Below are 17,608 nucleotides of genomic sequence, written 5' to 3' on the forward strand. Positions count from 1 at the left end.
AGAAAACAGCTATGAAATTGCGAACACGGTTCCGGGCATTCCGTCCGGCTGGTATGCTATTGCTATGCCTCGGAATCATCCTTATCTCTGTCACATCCCTGTATGCACAGGATGTCAGCATCACCGGTAAAATAACCGGCGCCGGCGGCACACCACTGCCCGGCGTTAGTATCCAGGTGGCAGGTACCACCAAAGGCGCCAGCACCAGCGCCGACGGACAGTTCAAACTGAACGCTCCTACAGGTTCTACGTTAAAAATCTCATTTATCGGTTACCTCTCCAAAGAGATCAAAGTAACCAATGCCACCCCGCTGCATATCACGCTGGAAGAAGATGTACAAAAGCTCAACGACGTGGTAGTGGTAGGTTATGGCACACAGAAAAAAGCCACGCTCACCGGCGCTATTACCACTGTATCCATGGCCCAACAGGAAGGCCGCCCGCTGACCAACGCCAGTAATGCGTTGCAGGGCGTTCCCGGGGTGTTCACCAACCTAAGCAACAGCCAGCCTGGTGTAGACCGCAGCACGATCCGCATCCGTGGCGTGGGTACGCTCAGCAGTAACGAACCGCTGGTATTGGTTGACGGAATTGAGTATTCCATGGATGAACTGAATCCGAACGATATCGAGACGATCACCGTGCTGAAAGATGCTGCTGCGGCCATCTACGGTTCGCGTGCAGCCAGCGGCGTTATCCTGGTGACCACCAAAAAAGGCAAAGGAGCATCTAAAATCAACTACAGCTACTATCGTGGCGTACAGAAAGCTACCTATCTGCCCGATATCATCGACGATCCGATCGCCTATATGAAGCTGAAAAACCAGGCCAACCTGAATGAAGGCACCACCAAAGTCGATTATTCAGACGCACAGATCGCAGAATATGAAAAGGGCATGGCCACAAATCCTATCTTGTATCCTGCGAATAACTGGTATGACATCGCACTCAAAAACGGCGTTATTCAGAAACATGACCTGAGTGTGGCAGGTAGCACTGACAAATACCAATACCGTCTGTCACTTGGTTATCTCGACAGGGAAGGTATCCTTTTCGGCCCTGGTAACCACGAGAAAAAATATTCTGTAGGCCTTAACACCTCCATGCAAGTCACCCAAAGGCTGAGAGCAGGCTTGACACTGGATGGCTACTATCGCAATTATACGCAGCCTTTTTATAACTCCACCTGGGAATACCTCGCCCGCGCACTGCCTATCCTGACAGATACGCTGGAAGATGGCCGCTATGGTAATTCCTGGATGAGGACTTCCGGCCGTAACAACTGGGAGCATCCCCGCATGTTGTCCTACAATGGCTTACAGACCAAGATCGTACAACGTTTTCTGGCAACCATCTTTGCTGAATACAAGTTGCCATTTGATATCAATTACAATATCAAATTTGGCGTTGATAAGTACGATGGCCAGCTGACCCAATTCACGCCGCGTATGCAGACATTTGATCCTAAAACCAATGTCGCTACCAACTGGAATAATCCCAACACGGCGCCACGTTCGTACAAGACGGATTACAATGACATGAACATCCACTTCTACAACACGCTGGACTGGAAAAAAACTTTTGCCGCCAAACATAACCTGAGCGTGATGCTCGGCGCCAGCTATGACAACTTCGACAAGGACCAGTTTGATGCCAGCATGTATGGCTATCTGGACGGCACACTGGACGCACTAAGCGCCGGCGTGTACTGGAACGCCACTTCCGGCAATACCACCCGCGATGTGCTGGAGTCTTACTTTGGCCGTGCCAACTATGACTACGACGGCAAGTACCTGTTTGAAGCCGCTTTCCGTTATGACGGTTCTTCCCGTTTCGCTCCCGGAAAACGCTGGGGCTTCTACCCTTCCGCTTCCGCAGGATGGCGCATAGATAAAGAGTCCTTCTTCCAGTCCCGCCTGATTGACGTATTGAAACTGCGCGCTTCCGTAGGCCAGTTGGGCACACAGGCAGTAGCGTTATACAGCTATACGCCTTCAGTGAGCATGGGTGAAGATTACAGCTTTGGCGGCAATGCCCCTGTACTGGGCTCCGGCGCTGCCGTTACCAGTGCGGTAGATCCGGGGATCAAATGGGAAGTTACCACCACCTATAACGCCGGTGTGGACGTCAACCTGTTCAAAAGCCGTTTAGCCGTTACCGTTGATGTGTATAAAAAAATCACTGATGGCATTTTGCGGGCAGTGGCGCTTCCTTCACAGGTAGGCAACCTGGCCGGGCCTAAAAGAAACGTAGGCCGTGTAGACAACACCGGTATTGAGCTGGTGCTGCAATACAAAAATAATATCGGCAACCTCGACTATAGTGTGTACGGTAATGCGTCGTACAACAAAAACGAGGTGGTAGACCTGAGAGGCGAAAAAATCTACAGTGGGAACACCATTACACAGGCAGGTTACCCGATAGACGCTTACTATGTATTATTGTCTGACGGCATCTTCCAGTCCGACGAAGAAGTAGCTAAAAGCGCCTTCCAGAGCGGAAAAACCAAAGCCGGTTACATTAAGTACAAAGATATCAATGGCGATGGCGTGATCAACGGCGACGACCGTGTAGCGTTAGATGCTTCTTCTTCAGTGCCCAAATGGACATTCGGTTTTGGCTTCAACCTGGGCTATAAAGGTATCTCCCTGAGCGCCTCCTTCCAGGGTATTGCCGGTGTTAAAGCCTACCCTGTGGGTAACCTGGCCTTACCTTTCGTAAATGGCGCCAATGCCACCAAAGAATGGTTAACAGACGCCTGGACGCCGACCAATACCAATGCGCGCCTGCCTATTGTCACTACCGGCACCAATGGCGTAGATAACTTCCGGGGCTCCGATTTCTGGCTGAGAAACAACTCTTATGTAAGAATGCGTAACCTCCAGCTGGGTTATTCCCTGCCTGACAGATGGTTGTCTAAAGTAAAAATCAGCAAAGTGAATGTATTTGTGAATGGAGAAAACCTGCTGACGTTCTCCCGTTACAAAGACTTCGATCCGGAAGCTGTTCTGGACCAGAGCAACCTGTATCGTTACCCGATGCTGAAGACTTTTAACGGTGGACTGAACGTAACCTTCTAATCTTATTCAATCATGATCCAAATGAAAAAGATACATATAGCGATAGTAGCCATGGGCCTGCTGGCGTCAGCCTGCAACAAAAGCCTGCTGGATACACAACCGCACGATAAATATACAGATGAGACTTTCTGGAGAACTCCGGAAGCCGCCAATGCAGCGCTGACCGGCTGTTATTCCGTGTTACGCAATGACGGCATCTACGGCGGTAAAGGCTCTAACAACGCCACGGCCCTCTGGGAAGAGACAATGTCACCCAATGCATACTATAAAACCAACGGAATGGCATACAACTCCATCGCTTCCGGCCAGCAAATGCCCAGCAGCGGTGGTATTATCAGTTCCCGTTATGCCGACTGCTACGGCGGCATCGGCCGTTGCAATACTTTCCTGAAGAAAGTGGACGAAGTGCCCGGCATGGACGAAGCCCAGAAAAAAATCATGAAAGGCCAGGCGCTCTTCCTGCGTGGTTTTTACTACTTCACCATACAAAACTACTATGGTGGCGTGCCGCTGATCCTGGACCCTCCGGATATGAACACCCAAAGCAAACTGCCACGCAACAAACGCGAAGAAGTGATCGCACAGGTGATCAAAGACCTTGACGACGCAGCAGCTGTTTTACCACTCACCTACGGCGCCACTGATAAGGGCAGGGCTACCAAAGGCGCTGCCATGGCGCTGAAGGCAAGGGTATTATTGTACGAAGCCAGCCCTCTGCTGAACCCGGGCAACGACGCAGCCAAATGGGCCGCCGCAGCTGCCGCCGCCAAAGCAGTCATGGACCTGGGCGGCACCGGGTACGGATTGTTTGCCAATTACCGCAACCTGTTCCTCAAAGCCAACGAAAACAACAAGGAAGTTATTTTCGACGTGCAATACATGTTCCCTAACCAGGGCAACTCTTTCGACCTGATCTGCTCACAGTATAACTCCAACGCGCCGCTGCTGGGCCTTGCACAAACTTACTATATGAAGAATGGATTGCCGATCACAGATCCCGCTTCCGGCTACGATGCCACGAAGCCTTATCTGAACCGTGATCCACGCCTGCAGGGCACCATCACTTTCCCAACCGACATGTACCAGGGCAAGAAAGTAGACTCCAGCCGCTTTGCGATTACCGGTTATGGCGTTAAAAAATTCAGCGTGTATGACACGCTGGCCCCCGCACAGGCAGATAAAGACCTGAAAGGCGGCCAGTCAGAAATCAACTTCATTGTGCTGCGTTATGCTGACATCCTGATGATGTATGCCGAAGCGCAAAACGAAGCGGCGGGCCCCGATGCAACCGTATACGCAGCGTTGAACCAGCTCCGCGACCGGGTGGGCATGCCGCGTTTCAATCCGGGCCTTTCCAAAGATGACATGCGCCGCGAAATACGTCATGAAAGACGCGTGGAATTTGCAGGTGAAGGATTGTATTACAGCGATATCCGTCGCTGGAAGACAGCCGAGACGGAGCTGAACACTGAGATCTATGACTTCGCCGGCAAGGTGCTGGAAAAAAGGACCTTCAACCCCAAACGTGACTACTGGTGGCCTATCCCGCAGGGAGAAAAGGACCTGAACCCTAATCTGGAGCAGAATCCGGGATACTAGTATTCATCCAGCTATTTGTCCGTTCATACAAAAAAAAGCAGCATAATTGCGGAAACGGAATAAACTTAGCGGTTCTGGCCTGAGGGACCAGGACCGCTAACTATTTACAGCTATATAGAAATCTAAAAAAATATGACCAGACTAAAACTCTCCGCCCTGCTGATGATGGGCTCCTTAGCCATAGGGCTGGGACCATCGGCAATGGCACAAGCACCGGAAAGGCCCAAACTAGTAGTGGGAATTGTAGTGGACCAGATGCGTTGGGATTACCTGTACCGTTATGCTGATCGTTATGAATCCGGCGGCTTCAAAAGAATGCTGAATGAAGGTTTCTCTTGTGAGAACACCACCATCAGCCATCTCCCGTCCTTTACCGCTGTAGGGCACAGCACCGTATATACCGGGTCAGTACCTGCCATCCATGGCATTACCGGCAATGACTGGACCGATCAGCTGACCGGCAGAAAATGGTATTGCACCGAAGACACCGTGGCACAATCCGTAGGCAGCACCTCCAAAGCCGGACAGATGTCGCCACGCAACCTGCTGGCATCCACCATCACCGATGAACTGCGTTTCGCCACTAACTTCCGTTCCAAAGTAGTGGGCGCGTCGCTGAAAGACCGCGCTTCCATACTACCCGCCGGACATACACCCAGCGGCGCTTTCTGGTTTGATGATGCCAACGGCAGCTTTATCACCAGCACATACTACATGAAAGACCTGCCGGAATGGGTAAAACGTTTCAATGCCCGCAAACTGCCGGAGCAGCTCATGTCCAAACCCTGGGAGCCGCTGTACCCTATCAACAGCTACGTGCAGAGCAGCACAGACAATGTATCGTGGGAAGGCACCTTCAGCGGCGAGAAAGCACCCGTGTTCCCGCACAACATGAAAGAGATCTACAAAAAAAATCCGGGCAGCCTGCGCACCACGCCTTCCGGCAACACCCTCACGCTGGAATTCGCGATGGCAGCCGTTGACGGATACAACCTCGGCAACGGTGAAGCCACCGACTTCCTCACCATCAACTGCGCTTCTACTGACTATGTAGGCCACCAATACGGCCCTAACTCTATTGAAGTGGAAGACACCTACCTCCGTCTCGATAAAGACCTGGCCGGCTTCTTCAGCTATCTCGACAAAAAGGTAGGTAAAGGCAACTACCTCGTATTCCTTACCGCAGACCACGGCGCCGCCCACTCTGTAGGCTTTATGAACGAATACAATGTGCCGGCCGGCTTTGTAAAAGACAAACCGATGATGGCCAGCCTAGACAGCCTGCTGGCTGCACGTTTCGGCGTAAAAGGCCTCGTACGCTCCGGCATGAACTATCATGTGAACTACGACGTCAATAAAATAGAAGCCAATAAACTGGACTACGACGCCATCAAAAAAGAGACCGTAAAATTCCTCCAGCGTCAGCCAGGTATACAGTTCGCCGCAGATATCGATAACCTGGGCGATAGCCCCATACCACAGCCGATCAAAAGCATGATCGCCAATGGCTATAATCCTAAACGCACCGGCTCCGTGATGATCATCCCTGAACCAGGATGGTACCAGGGCTTCGAGAAAGGCACTACCCATGGCAACTGGAACATGTATGACATTCACATCCCGCTCGTATTCATGGGATGGCATGTTCAACATGGCGCCAGCAACGAAATCACGCATATGACAGACATCGCCGCCACACTGGCTGCCATGCTGCATGTGCAAATGCCGAACGGCTGCGTAGGCCGCCCGATTGAAAGCGTTATTAACCGAAAATAGTCCCAGGGCTGAAGCCCTGGGCCACAATTGGGGATTGACATATTTCCGTGTTGTCTGTCTGGAAGGAAACAGTTGATATTGCAAAATATAAACTGTTTCCTTCCAGACAGACAACACGGATTTTTATTTTATTGAGATATGAATTGACTCTGATGTACAGCGGATTTAGTTTTGCTCCGGTGATACTTTCTCGCCAAGCCGCAGGTTCCTGCGGATCACGCGATAGATGTCCATTTCCCGGAAAGGTTTCATCAGCCAGTCGTTGAAGCCGGCACGTTTGAAATCGCGTACGTCCTGTTCCGTGATATCCGCAGTAAGCGCCAACACTACCACCGCCGCCTTCTGCGGATCTGCATCCTTCCGTATCCGCTCCACCACTTCCAGGCCGCTGAGTTTAGGCATGTGCAGATCGAGCAGCACGAGATCGTAGCGCTGCTGGCTCAACATGCGCACAGCTGTTTCTCCGTCACGCGCCATATCAAAACGGCATTTCCAGCGGGTCAGCATCATCTTCATCAATAACAGGTTCATCTCCTGGTCTTCGGCCACTAAGACATAACGTCCTTCCATAAACGCTCCTACCGGTTGTTCCGTTTCCGTGGTGGTCACCGCTTCATGGCTGGTGCCGGTGGACAGTTCATACGGTATCCGGCAGATAAATTCTGACCCTTGTCCCGGCTCGCTGGTAAAGGAGATCGTACCTCCGTGCATTTCCACCAGCTTCTTAGTGATAGCCAGGCCCAGGCCGGTGCCTTTGACGGTCACCCGGGCCGGTGCCGCCTGATAAAAACGTTCAAACAGACTGGCCTGTGCTTCTTTGCTAATACCTTCACCCGTATCTTTCACGGCAAAGGTGAACAGGCCATGGGTATCGGATTGTGTTTCCAGTGTGCCCGTCACCGTTACACTGCCGCTGGGCGTGTATTTAACAGCGTTGCTGATCAGGTTGAGCAGGATCTGTTTCAGCCGGAAGCCATCGCCCATTACTTCGCGGTGCCGTTCTCCCATAAAATCAGCGGTGAACTCCAGGTTCTTTTGTACCGCCAGAATACGGGTGGTATTGATCACGTCCTCAAAAGTATCATACAGGGAGAAAGGCTCGTGCAGGATGGAAATGTATTCTTTTTCCAGCTTGGAGAAGTCCAGCACGTCGTTGACCACCTGCATCAGCATGTCAGCGGATGTTTCCACGGAACGTAGCAGATCGCGCTGATTGGCGGACAGTTCGGAGTATGCCAGTTGTTCACTGAAGCCTACCACTGCGTTCAGTGGTGTCCGTATTTCATGGCTCATATTAGCCAGGAATTCCGTCCGCACGCGGGCCTGCTCCCGTGCTGCCTCTTCGCTGGCTTCCAGCTGCAATTCTTTTTTGCGCAGCAGCCAATATGTTCCCAGTGCAGTGGCGACTGCCAGCACCAGGGAAATAAATCCCCATACCGCGATGTTGCGCATGGTACTGGCATCGGCATACACGCTTTGTTTGGCCTGTTGTTTCTGTTGCGCCAGGGCCGTGGCGGCGTTTTCCCTTAGCGCCACAATCAGCGTGTCCAGTTCTCCCAGCATGGAGATATTGGTACCGGCCAGCGACTGTTCGTCGGCGTCTATTTTGAGGCGGTTGGACAGCTGTGTGCGCAGGATTTTTTTATAATATCCGTTGACGTCCGTGATAATATCTTTCATACGCTGGGCATCATAGGTCTCTTTGTCGATGACCTTTCCGCTTTTGGTTTTCACCAGCACGGCCATCTGCGCTTTTACCGTATCTCCCTTGTTTTTGTTGGAGAAAGCGTTGCCCAGTCTTTTAAAGAACCCTTTCTTTTTCTCCGGTTGCGCCTGCACATTGCTGACAGTATCCATGGTCACCTCGTCTTTCTTGATCTGGGTGACCTTATAACTGGGGATACTGCTCAGCAGCTTATCGATACGGTCGTCCGTAAGAGAGGTAGACAACATGGAGTCCGTTGCTTTTTTCATCTGGGCTATCCGTTCAGAGACTTCGGTTTTTTTAGCCACCAGTCCATCGAACTGCTGATGGCCAGGGGCTTTGGCCAGCATGCCCGCTACCATGTCTACCGACGACAAGACTTCTCCCAACTGAACGGAAAACTGTTGCAGATAGTTCCTTTTGTAGGTGATGGTGAACATGCGGAAATTATTTTCCGCGCGGCTGAGGGTCAACAACGCATTGTCCATAAGGTGTATGCCGGGGTTATCACGGGACAGGGTATCTGCCGACGCCAGCAGTTTCCCTGCGCTGCGCTGGTGAACATCGTATCCGAAAATAAACAGCACGCCAATGGCAAAGGCGGCCAGGAACAAAACAACGAAGAATATTTTAAGTGATCGACGCATGTTAACGTATAGTTGGTTATGAATATACAAGACGATACAGTACAGGAGGGTTTTACAGTACTGATGGTTACTGATACGATTAAAACAATACGATTAAAATGATACGAGAAAAACGGATGATTCAGGATATGGTCAGCGCTTTCAGCTGCTATAAAGGGGAAGGTAAAGAAAAATTCGGAATTAACAGTCAAGGCTACCGGTATTTAACACCGGCAGCCTTTTACGTTCTTTTATCTTGTCGGGATCAGAGATACCAGACTTCGTCCGGGTGAATGGAGAGAAACACCGTATCTCCTTTTTTCACCTCAGATTTGGCGGTCCTAATCAGGACCGTGTCTTTAGCAAGTGTAACAACCGTCTCGTAAAAGCTGCCATAGAAACGCACTTGTTTGACCTTGCCTTTCAGAGCCAGTTCGCTTTCCGGTACCAGCATAAGGCTTTCAGGGCGAAGGAACAGATTTTTGTTGTTGGTTTCCACACCCGGCAAACCCGCGAATTTCTTTGCCTTCGCAGGACTGAAAAGATTATAGGCGCCCAGCAGACCAGCCACGTATTCGTTGACCGGCCGGCCATATACCTCGCGGGGCGTGCCTTGCTGGACAATTTCACCGTCTTTCATGATCAGCACTTCGTCCGCCCAGGACAGGATGTCCAGCGGATCGTGTGAAATGAGCATGCAGGTGATGTCCAGGTTTTCGGAGATATCGTGGATGACTTCTTTCAGTTTGTTTTTATGGATAAGGTCCAGGTTGGAAAACGGTTCGTCCAGCAGTAAGAGCCGCGGCGCTGTGACCAGCAGCCTGGCCAGTGCGATCCTTTGTTTTTCGCCGCCGGACAACTGGTCTGTTTTCCTTTTCAGCAAATGGGAGATCTGGCACAGCTCATATAACTCTGTAGCCGATTCTTCTGTGAGCTTGTTGTTGTAAGACAGGATTTCCTCCACGCGATAGTTGTTACGCAATTCGAAATGCTGCGAGAGATAAGCGATACCGGGTTGTCCGGGAATCAATACTTCCAGCGGCCCTTCTACCCTCACGTCTTCAAAAGACACCTTACCGGCATCGGGCTGCGCAAACCCGCCGATCATTTTCAGCAGTGTGCTCTTACCGGAGCCTGTTTCCCCGGCGATAGCCACTTTCTGAAATTTTTCCACTGTGAAGCTGATATCCTTCACTACCGGAACACCCAGTTGATTTTTACTGATGTTGGAGACCGTTAAAAAGCTCATATGTCCTGTTTGTCTGTTACCCGGAAATGCCCGGTCGAAAGACCTTTCAATCGGGCAAATATAACAGAAAATGGTAAAATACAACCCCATGACAGTCATTTAACCAATCCAATCCTTGCTGGCAGGGGGTTCTGTCCGCGTAAAGAAAATAGTTAATATATCATCCCCAGGGGGTGTATTTCCGCCAAACGCAGGGGTTGATCCCGACAAACACCCCATTTACCTTTACCATATGAAACACATATCTATCCTGGTTCCCAAGGGAGCCGTACTAGGCAGCATTGAAGGGCCCCGTCAGGTGTTTACCGAGGTAAACAAGATGTTGAAAAACAATGGCGACTCCCCTATGTTTAAGGTACAGCTGGTAGGGCTGACCCGAGAAGTACCCGCATGCGGGGGTATGTACACTGTTTATGCGGATGCCACTATCAAAGACATCCCCAAAACAGACCTTATCATTATTCCGGCATTGGATGGTGATATGCCGAAAATCATTGAGCAGAACAGGGAGTTCCTTCCCTGGATCGTGCAACAGTACAAAGGCGGCGCCGAAGTGGGCAGTCTTTGTGTAGGCGCTTTCCTCCTGGCTGCCACCGGCCTGGTCAACGGCCGCCGGTGTGCCACCCATTGGATGGCCGCCAATGATTTCAGAAGAATGTACCCGCAGGTAGATCTGGTGGAAGATAAAATCCTCACCGACGAATATGGCATATATTCCAGCGGTGGTGCTTTTTCCTACCTCAATCTCATTCTCTACCTGATAGAAAAATATTGCGACCGGCAGATAGCTGTTTTCTGCTCCAAAGCTTTCCAGATAGACATTCAGCGTGACAGCCAATCGCCGTTTATGGTGTTCCGTGGCCAGAAAGACCATGAAGACGAACCTATCCGCAAAGCGCAGGAATTCATTGAGAAAAATTTCACGGAAAAGATCACGGTAGACCAGCTGGCTTATATGTTCACGCTTGGCCGGAGGAACCTGGAGCGGCGGTTTAAGAAAGCCACTTCCAATACAGTGGTCGAGTACATCCAGCGGGTGAAAATAGAGGCTGCCAAAAAAAGCCTTGAGTCATCCCGCGAAAATGTCAACGAAGTGATGTACAATGTGGGTTATACAGATCCCAAGGCTTTCCGGATCACCTTCAAAAAGATAACCGGTATGTCGCCGGTACAATACCGGAACCGGTACAACAAAGAAATAGAAGTAGAATAAGCAATTACGAATTACAAATTACGAATTACGAATTAAGGGCTCTTTTATGGGAAGTTTACTTAGTATCCTCTCCATAAGGAAGCCTTTAATTCGTAATTCGTAATTTGTAATTCGTAATTAATTCGCGGGGATTGGTTCCATAAACATATATTCCCAGAAATGACCATCGAGGTCACGGAAACCGTGGCCATACATAAATCCGTGGTCCTGCGGCGCTCTGGGCGCTGTAGCGCCGGCTGCTACGGCTTTGGCCACAATGGTATCAACCTCCTCCCTGCTGCTGGCAGAAAGGCAATTGAGACATTCTGTATGGGTACTGGTGTCACAGATCTCATTATTGGTGAAGGTCTTAAAGAACGGTTCAACCAGCAGCATCGCATAGATGGTATCAGAAATCACCATACACGCGGCTTTATCATCTGTAAACTGAGGATTGAAGCTGTATCCCAGCTGCGTAAAAAACTGAATGCTTTTCTGAAGGTCTTTAACCGGCAGATTAACGAAGATAGCTGTCGCCATAATTGGATTTTTTTGTTTGATGTTGATGCAAACTTATATCGTTTTCCTGCGTGCGATAGCGTCCAAAAACGACAATAATGGTGGCAAAATGCGACTGTTGCCTGCCACAACGCGCAACTGTACTACTTCTTTTTATACGATGTGTACCACCTCAAAGGCAGGCTGCGGGATTACCTTTGCCATGAAACAATGAATAATGCAATGGAGACCGTACTGAACATCACCACCAAATTTGTGGTTGTCAATGAAGCCAACATACAGGCCCTGCTTTCCCTCATCACCGGACTGGCCAGGGAAAAATACGGACAACTGTTATCCTCCGCTCAGCTGGATGATTACCTGAGCAGGTTTACGCCACAACAACTCACATCGGACATCAACAATTTCTCCAATCAATGGCTTATGGTATATGCCGACAAGGAGCCGGCCGGATATGCGCTCATCACCTCCGCCGGGAAACGGCCGGACGTACTCACTGAAAAAAAGGTAAAACGGCTGGCCGGCTTTGGCGTATTGCAACAATACCAGCACAGCAACTGCGCAGCGGTATTAATGAAAAAGTGCCTGCAGGCAGGACAATCCTACGACGCCCTGTGGATGCATGAGCATGCCGGCAACCCGTTGTTGCCCTACTTTGAGGAAAACAATTTCCGGCAGACAGGTCAACAGGATGAATTGGAAGCGCTGCCCTTACAGGGTGTATACCTGATCAGGCGAAAATGATTAAATTACCAGGAGGAAGGCAGGCCCGATAGTACTTTTAAACGGACAGGCCGACTTCCTGGCACATCATTTTATGCACTAACAGTTATGCTTATACGCAAATCCCTTCGGCCGTTGTTACTGGCCTTCACGCTCTACAACCAGACAGTCGCCGCACAGGCGCCCAATATTCCCAACGCCGTCGAGGTCCGTTCCATAGATCCGTCGGACGACCGCTATGCAGACCTGGAGCTGCTCCGCGCCGCTATCGGCCGTTCCAGGATAGTGCTGCTCGGGGAACAGACACACGGAGAAGCCACTACGTTTCTCGCCAAAACACGGCTTATTAAATTCCTGCATGAAAAGATGGGATTTGAAGTGCTGGCATTTGAAAGTGGTCTGTACGACTGCGCCCGTATTTGGGACAACACCGTCAAAGGCGGACAGTTTTCCAAAGAAGTCATAGGCAGCCTGTTTTTCATGTATGCCACCAGTAAACAGATGCAGCCCCTGCATGATTACATTCAGGCAAACGTGAAAAGCCGTACGCCGCTCGTCGTGACCGGTTTCGAGAGCCAGCATTCCGGCGAATTTGCCAAGACGAAGCTATTCCCCGATTTTGACCAGTTTCTGCAACAAAAACACATCTCCCTTCCGGACAGCAGCTGGCAACTGTTTCAGCGCGTTGCCCTGGCCACCTTTGCCTCCAACCAGTACAGGCCTTCCGCTGCGGAACAAGAAACGTTTTTCAAAGTACTGAATAAGCTCAAAGCCACGTTGTCCAAAGAAGCGGACAAACCGGCACACTTCACTGCCGCTCCCGGTTTCTGGTTAAAAATCACCGAAAGTATCGAGTCGCAGGCATTGCGCTACTGGGGCCTTGTGACCGGCAATGAGCTAAGCGTGCGCGACAAGCAGATGGCAGAAAATTTTATCTGGCTGGCCGAGAAAGCCTTCCCTGGTAAAAAAATTATCGTGTGGGCACATAACATCCACATCTCCAAAAATACCAGTCAGCTAACAGACGCTAATGACAAGCCCATACCTTTCCTGCAAACATATGTGCCTATGGGCGCCACGGTGAGCAAACATTTCGGCAAAGCAGCGTATGTTATCGGCTTCTCCGGTTCTACCGGAACTTACATTGATTTTAATAACGGTCAAACCGCCAATGTACCGCCCGTAGTGCCGGGCAGCGTGGAGGGACAGCTTGATGCCGGCGGTTATGCACAGGCGTTTACAGACTACCGCACCGCCAAGGGCTGGTTGCAGCAAAAACAACAGGCCACCCTGTTTGACTTTATCCCGACGAAAGGTATCTGGCCGGAGATTTTCGACGGTCTTTTTTACATACACGCCTCCACGCCGGTAGATCGTTGAGCCTTTTTTTCTGATGTACGGTTTTTGATTTAAGGTTGATCAGGTCGCTTTCAAATCAAAAAATCGTGCATCAGAAAATTCCTAAATTATTCCTATCTTAGAATAATTCCTCGTCGCAGCAACCAATAATCAATTTAACCATATGGCGTCAATACAGTTCGAGAACGTATCCGCGATCCTTGCAGAAAATCCCGGAGTATTCAGTAAACCCGCCGCAGAAGAGTTATCCCGTTTGACCCACGGCGACACGGTGTGTCTTTTTTTCGTTTATGGTTTCAGTACTTCCGGCCGCAAAGCAGAGCGGCTGCTGGCGAGAGTCACGGCCGTGGAAGCCCATCAGTACAAAGGTATTCTGCTCTCTCCCACCCGACATGTAAAAACAATACAGCAGGGAGATGAAGTTACTTTTTCCAGCGAGCACATTGCTGCAGTACTAGCAGAGAGCCACTGTTAAGCGTTTCCCCTTTTATCTTTTTCAAAATGAGACAGCAGCAGTACACTGCTGCTGTCTCATTTTACACTTCGCCGCAAACACCCCCTAAGAATGTCGGATTCACACAACATACGTTATCGCAATTGACACTACTTTTGTATCAGTCAATCACCACAAGGATTTCCGGAAAGATTTGATGGCGATTGACAAACAAAAAATTTACTATTCATTAAAACCTACACAAAAAAACTACACACATGACAACGATAACAGCTCCTACCAAATCAGTACGCATCACCGGCAAAGTGATCAGTATCATCGTGATTCTTTTTATGTTGTTTGATGCGATTATGAAAGTGATCCAGAATAAATATTCCATGGAAGGCTCTGTGGCGCTGGGATGGCCGGCTTCACAGGTACAATTCATTGGTTTTGTACTGCTGGTCGCTACCATTCTGTATGCTATTCCCCGTACAGCCGTACTCGGCGCCATTCTGATTACGGCTTACCTTGGCGGCGCCGTGGCCATTATGATCCGTGTAGCGCAGCCGTTTTGGTTCGCTGTAGTTATAGGCGTGCTCACTTGGGCAGGATTATACCTGCAGGACAACGGTGTCCGTAATCTGATACCCCTGCGTAAAGATTAACCGCTGATTAATATCATGACCTGTCCGGGGAAATTGGTGCATCACCAGTTTCCCCGTTTTTTTTATCCGGGCACATGGGGCGCTTCTTCGGACGTGCGTTTAAGATAGACGTCCGGCCGGTGTACCTCCATTATTGACGCCGCATTGCCCGGGCTATTGAAACCATATCCACGGTACAACTCATGTGCGTCGCGCGTGCTCAGCATGAACCGGCGCAGTTTTCCCACCCAGGGCTGGTCTGTCAGAAAACGCATCATACTTTTGGAAATACCCCTGCCCCGGTAATCAGGCAACACAAACACATCTGCCAGCCAGCCAAACGTATGGTAGTCTGTGATGACGCGGGCAAAAGCAACCTGCTTGTTGTCCAGGAACACGCCGACACAAAAAGAGTTTTCCAGCGATGCTTTTACTATATCAAAATCGATCCCTTTGGCCCAGTAGGAATCGTTTTGCAGGAACTGATGTATTGCCGCGAGGTCCATTTGCGCGATACCTGTTTTTATCTCCATCTGAAGAAGTTTTAACAAAAATGAGGAAAAACAGCACATGGATACAGTTACAGTTTTTGTATTTTTGACAGACACAGTTAACAACCGGGGATTATGAAGAAGGACTATATCTACCAACAGATATCACAGAAGATCACACAGTTGATCCGTGGCGGCGTATTAAAGCCGGGCGACAAACTGCCTTCCATCCGTATTATCTGCCAGGAACAGGGGATCAGCATGAACACCGCCAAACGGGTATATCTTGATCTGGAAAGCAAAGCGTTGATCACCTCCAAACCGCAATCCGGCTACTTCGTCGCCCAAACGAGCCACCGGCAGTTGCCCTTACCTGCCGCCAGCAAACCATCCGGGAAAGACAGCCGCTCCATCCCCGACCAGCTGATCAGTAAAATATATGGCGGAACAGACCGCAAAGGCGTGACGTTCTTTTCCGTCGGTGTGCCGGCCCCGGAACTCCTGCCTGTGGCCAAGCTCAACAAATGTTTATTGAAAGCGTCCCGAGAACTGAAAGACAGCAGTACCGGTTATGAGCCATTGCCGGGCAACGAAAAATTACGCCAGGCCGTGGCCAGGCGCAGTTTTATGTGGGGTGGCAGTTTATCTCCCGATGATATCATCACCACCTGTGGAGGTATGAATGCTATTAGTCTCTGTATGCTGGCCCTGACCAAACCCGGCGATACCATCGCCACCGAGAGCCCGCTGTTTTCCGGTATCCTGCAATTGGCACAGAGCATGGGATTGCGGGTATTGGAACTGCCTACTGACCCGCAAACGGGTATCGACCTGAAAGCACTAAAGGCTGTCGTTAAGGATATCAACCTGTGTTTGCTGGTGCCCAATTTCAGTACGCCGCTCGGCTGTTGCATGCCGGACACGCACAAAAAAGCCGTTGTGCAGCTGCTGGACCAGCATCAGGTACCGTTGATAGAAGACGATCTGTATAGCGACCTGTATTTTGGCGCCTCCAGGCCTTCCACCTGCAAAGCTTTTGACAAAACGGGGAATGTATTGTGGTGCAGTTCTGTTTCCAAAACACTGGCGCCGGGCTACCGCGTAGGCTGGGTATCGCCCGGCCGTTATAAGGAGCAGCTGCTCCGGATGAAATACGTACATATGTTGTCCACCTCTCCCCTTACCCAGGAGGCTATTGCCACGTTTCTGGAAAACGGCGGTTATGACCTGCACCTGCGTAAGTTAAGGGATACATTGCATACTAACTGCATCCGCTATACGAATACAATTGCGGCCCATTTTCCTGAAGGCACCCGTATATCGCGGCCGCAAGGGGGGCTGTCGCTCTGGGTGGAGCTATGCAAAGACATTGATGCAACAGAGCTTTATGAGCAGGCCATCCGGCAGAAGATCAGTATTTCGCCGGGGCGGATGTTTACGCTACAACAGCAGTTTGACAATTGCCTTCGGATAGCGATAGGCATGCCCTGGTCAGATCAGTTGCAGCGCAAACTTCAACAGCTGGGCAGGATTGCGGGGAATCTATAGTTCTTTAAAGCTGTAACGGTCTTCCATATACGCCAGGGCGTCTTCTGTGCGACAGGAAGCAAAGAGGGTTTCACTGACACCTCCTTCCTTATCGGGAAAATACCATACCAGGGTATCCTGGTACCAGTAGATGATCAGATTACCAGGTTGGTTGACCACCTTCTCCCAATGCTGCGCGTCTTCTAATACCATCGCTATTTCCTTATCATCCATACCGGTATGGAGGGCGCTCACCCATTCGTAGCCGCCCTGTGCAAACTGGTAGTACAGGACTGCTTCGAGAAAAGCGTTCAACGTATCATCTTCCGCGTACCATTTATCATCCGGATACGGGCATTGATATACGGTAGCCTGGTCATTGGCCGTTTCATTCAAGGCGATGCCCCATACACATACACCCTGATTTTCTTCCAGGAAAACCAGTTTGTCTCCTTCTGTGAAAAGCGTTTCCAGCGGTGTAAAATGCTGGAAGCTGTCCATCACGGTTTCTTCTTTGCCGGCCAGCCGGTAAAAAGATTGTAGCACAGGTGGCAAAGGACTGCCTGACTTTTTTTCCGCTTCCGTTATTTCCGCTGCGCTGACGCCGTCTTCCGGTTGTAATTTCCTGCCCAGCAACCGCTCTATGATAAATTTCAGTTTGTTTTCCATGCCTGCAAAAATG

General features: G+C 50.3%; 14 protein-coding genes. 9 read left to right on the forward strand and 5 right to left on the reverse strand.

Annotated features, from left to right (window positions below; translation table 11 throughout):
* Positions 1-11 precede the first annotated feature (11 nt).
* The 3 genes from ACTJJS_RS27265 to pafA all read left to right on the forward strand — a co-directional run bounded on the left by ACTJJS_RS27265 (position 12) and on the right by pafA (position 6,455).
* On the forward strand, positions 12-3,080 hold the full coding sequence (locus ACTJJS_RS27265; RefSeq protein ID WP_440666588.1) for a SusC/RagA family TonB-linked outer membrane protein: 3,069 nt from the start codon (positions 12-14) through the stop codon (positions 3,078-3,080).
* A 21-nt stretch (positions 3,081-3,101) separates the two neighbouring features.
* A complete protein-coding gene (locus ACTJJS_RS27270) occupies positions 3,102-4,679 on the forward strand; it encodes a RagB/SusD family nutrient uptake outer membrane protein (RefSeq protein WP_440666590.1) in 1,578 nt (525 codons plus the stop codon).
* A 132-nt stretch (positions 4,680-4,811) separates the two neighbouring features.
* The gene (pafA, locus tag ACTJJS_RS27275) at positions 4,812-6,455 is read left to right on the forward strand and encodes an alkaline phosphatase PafA (RefSeq protein WP_440666592.1); all 1,644 of its coding nucleotides are present in this window, start codon (positions 4,812-4,814) and stop codon (positions 6,453-6,455) included.
* Between the two features lie 165 nt (positions 6,456-6,620).
* Here pafA and ACTJJS_RS27280 read toward each other — a convergent pair whose 3' ends face one another.
* Both ACTJJS_RS27280 and ACTJJS_RS27285 read right to left on the reverse strand, forming a co-directional pair.
* Positions 6,621-8,807, reverse strand: a complete 2,187-nt coding sequence (locus tag ACTJJS_RS27280; protein WP_440666594.1) for an ATP-binding protein — start codon at positions 8,805-8,807, stop codon at positions 6,621-6,623.
* A 244-nt stretch (positions 8,808-9,051) separates the two neighbouring features.
* Positions 9,052-10,035, reverse strand: coding sequence for an ABC transporter ATP-binding protein (locus ACTJJS_RS27285; RefSeq protein ID WP_440666596.1), 984 nt, complete (start codon positions 10,033-10,035; stop codon positions 9,052-9,054).
* A gap of 232 nt (positions 10,036-10,267) precedes the next feature.
* Between ACTJJS_RS27285 and ACTJJS_RS27290 the strand changes: the two genes are divergently transcribed.
* Entirely contained in the window at positions 10,268-11,248 is a 981-nt protein-coding gene (locus ACTJJS_RS27290; protein WP_168874181.1) for a GlxA family transcriptional regulator, read from the forward strand.
* Between the two features lie 117 nt (positions 11,249-11,365).
* Here ACTJJS_RS27290 and ACTJJS_RS27295 read toward each other — a convergent pair whose 3' ends face one another.
* Positions 11,366-11,767, reverse strand: coding sequence for a VOC family protein (locus ACTJJS_RS27295; protein ID WP_440666598.1), 402 nt, complete (start codon positions 11,765-11,767; stop codon positions 11,366-11,368).
* Positions 11,768-11,968: 201 nt separating this feature from the next.
* On the opposite strand from ACTJJS_RS27295, the gene ACTJJS_RS27300 reads away from it, so the two are divergent.
* From ACTJJS_RS27300 to ACTJJS_RS27315, 4 genes are all read left to right on the forward strand, one after another.
* The gene (locus tag ACTJJS_RS27300; protein WP_440666599.1) at positions 11,969-12,490 is read left to right on the forward strand and encodes a GNAT family N-acetyltransferase; all 522 of its coding nucleotides are present in this window, start codon (positions 11,969-11,971) and stop codon (positions 12,488-12,490) included.
* A gap of 87 nt (positions 12,491-12,577) precedes the next feature.
* Complete coding sequence (locus ACTJJS_RS27305; RefSeq protein WP_440666600.1) at positions 12,578-13,849, forward strand: erythromycin esterase family protein; 1,272 nt, start codon at positions 12,578-12,580, stop codon at positions 13,847-13,849.
* A gap of 142 nt (positions 13,850-13,991) precedes the next feature.
* Positions 13,992-14,303, forward strand: a complete 312-nt coding sequence (locus ACTJJS_RS27310) for a hypothetical protein (protein WP_168874187.1) — start codon at positions 13,992-13,994, stop codon at positions 14,301-14,303.
* A gap of 236 nt (positions 14,304-14,539) precedes the next feature.
* Positions 14,540-14,929, forward strand: coding sequence for a DoxX family protein (locus ACTJJS_RS27315; protein WP_440666602.1), 390 nt, complete (start codon positions 14,540-14,542; stop codon positions 14,927-14,929).
* Between the two features lie 62 nt (positions 14,930-14,991).
* On the opposite strand, the gene ACTJJS_RS27320 is transcribed toward ACTJJS_RS27315, so the two are convergent.
* On the reverse strand, positions 14,992-15,441 hold the full coding sequence (locus ACTJJS_RS27320; protein ID WP_440666604.1) for a GNAT family N-acetyltransferase: 450 nt from the start codon (positions 15,439-15,441) through the stop codon (positions 14,992-14,994).
* Between the two features lie 93 nt (positions 15,442-15,534).
* On the opposite strand from ACTJJS_RS27320, the gene ACTJJS_RS27325 reads away from it, so the two are divergent.
* Positions 15,535-16,947, forward strand: a complete 1,413-nt coding sequence (locus tag ACTJJS_RS27325) for a PLP-dependent aminotransferase family protein (protein WP_440666606.1) — start codon at positions 15,535-15,537, stop codon at positions 16,945-16,947.
* On the opposite strand, the gene ACTJJS_RS27330 is transcribed toward ACTJJS_RS27325, so the two are convergent.
* The gene (locus ACTJJS_RS27330; protein ID WP_440666608.1) at positions 16,942-17,595 is read right to left on the reverse strand and encodes a hypothetical protein; all 654 of its coding nucleotides are present in this window, start codon (positions 17,593-17,595) and stop codon (positions 16,942-16,944) included. The two genes, ACTJJS_RS27325 and ACTJJS_RS27330, sit on opposite strands and share 6 nt — an antisense overlap.
* Between the last annotated feature and the right edge of the window lie 13 nt (positions 17,596-17,608).

Origin of the sequence: Chitinophaga sp. 22308 (assembly GCF_052045305.1) — a bacterium.
GTDB lineage: Bacteria > Bacteroidota > Bacteroidia > Chitinophagales > Chitinophagaceae > Chitinophaga > Chitinophaga varians_A.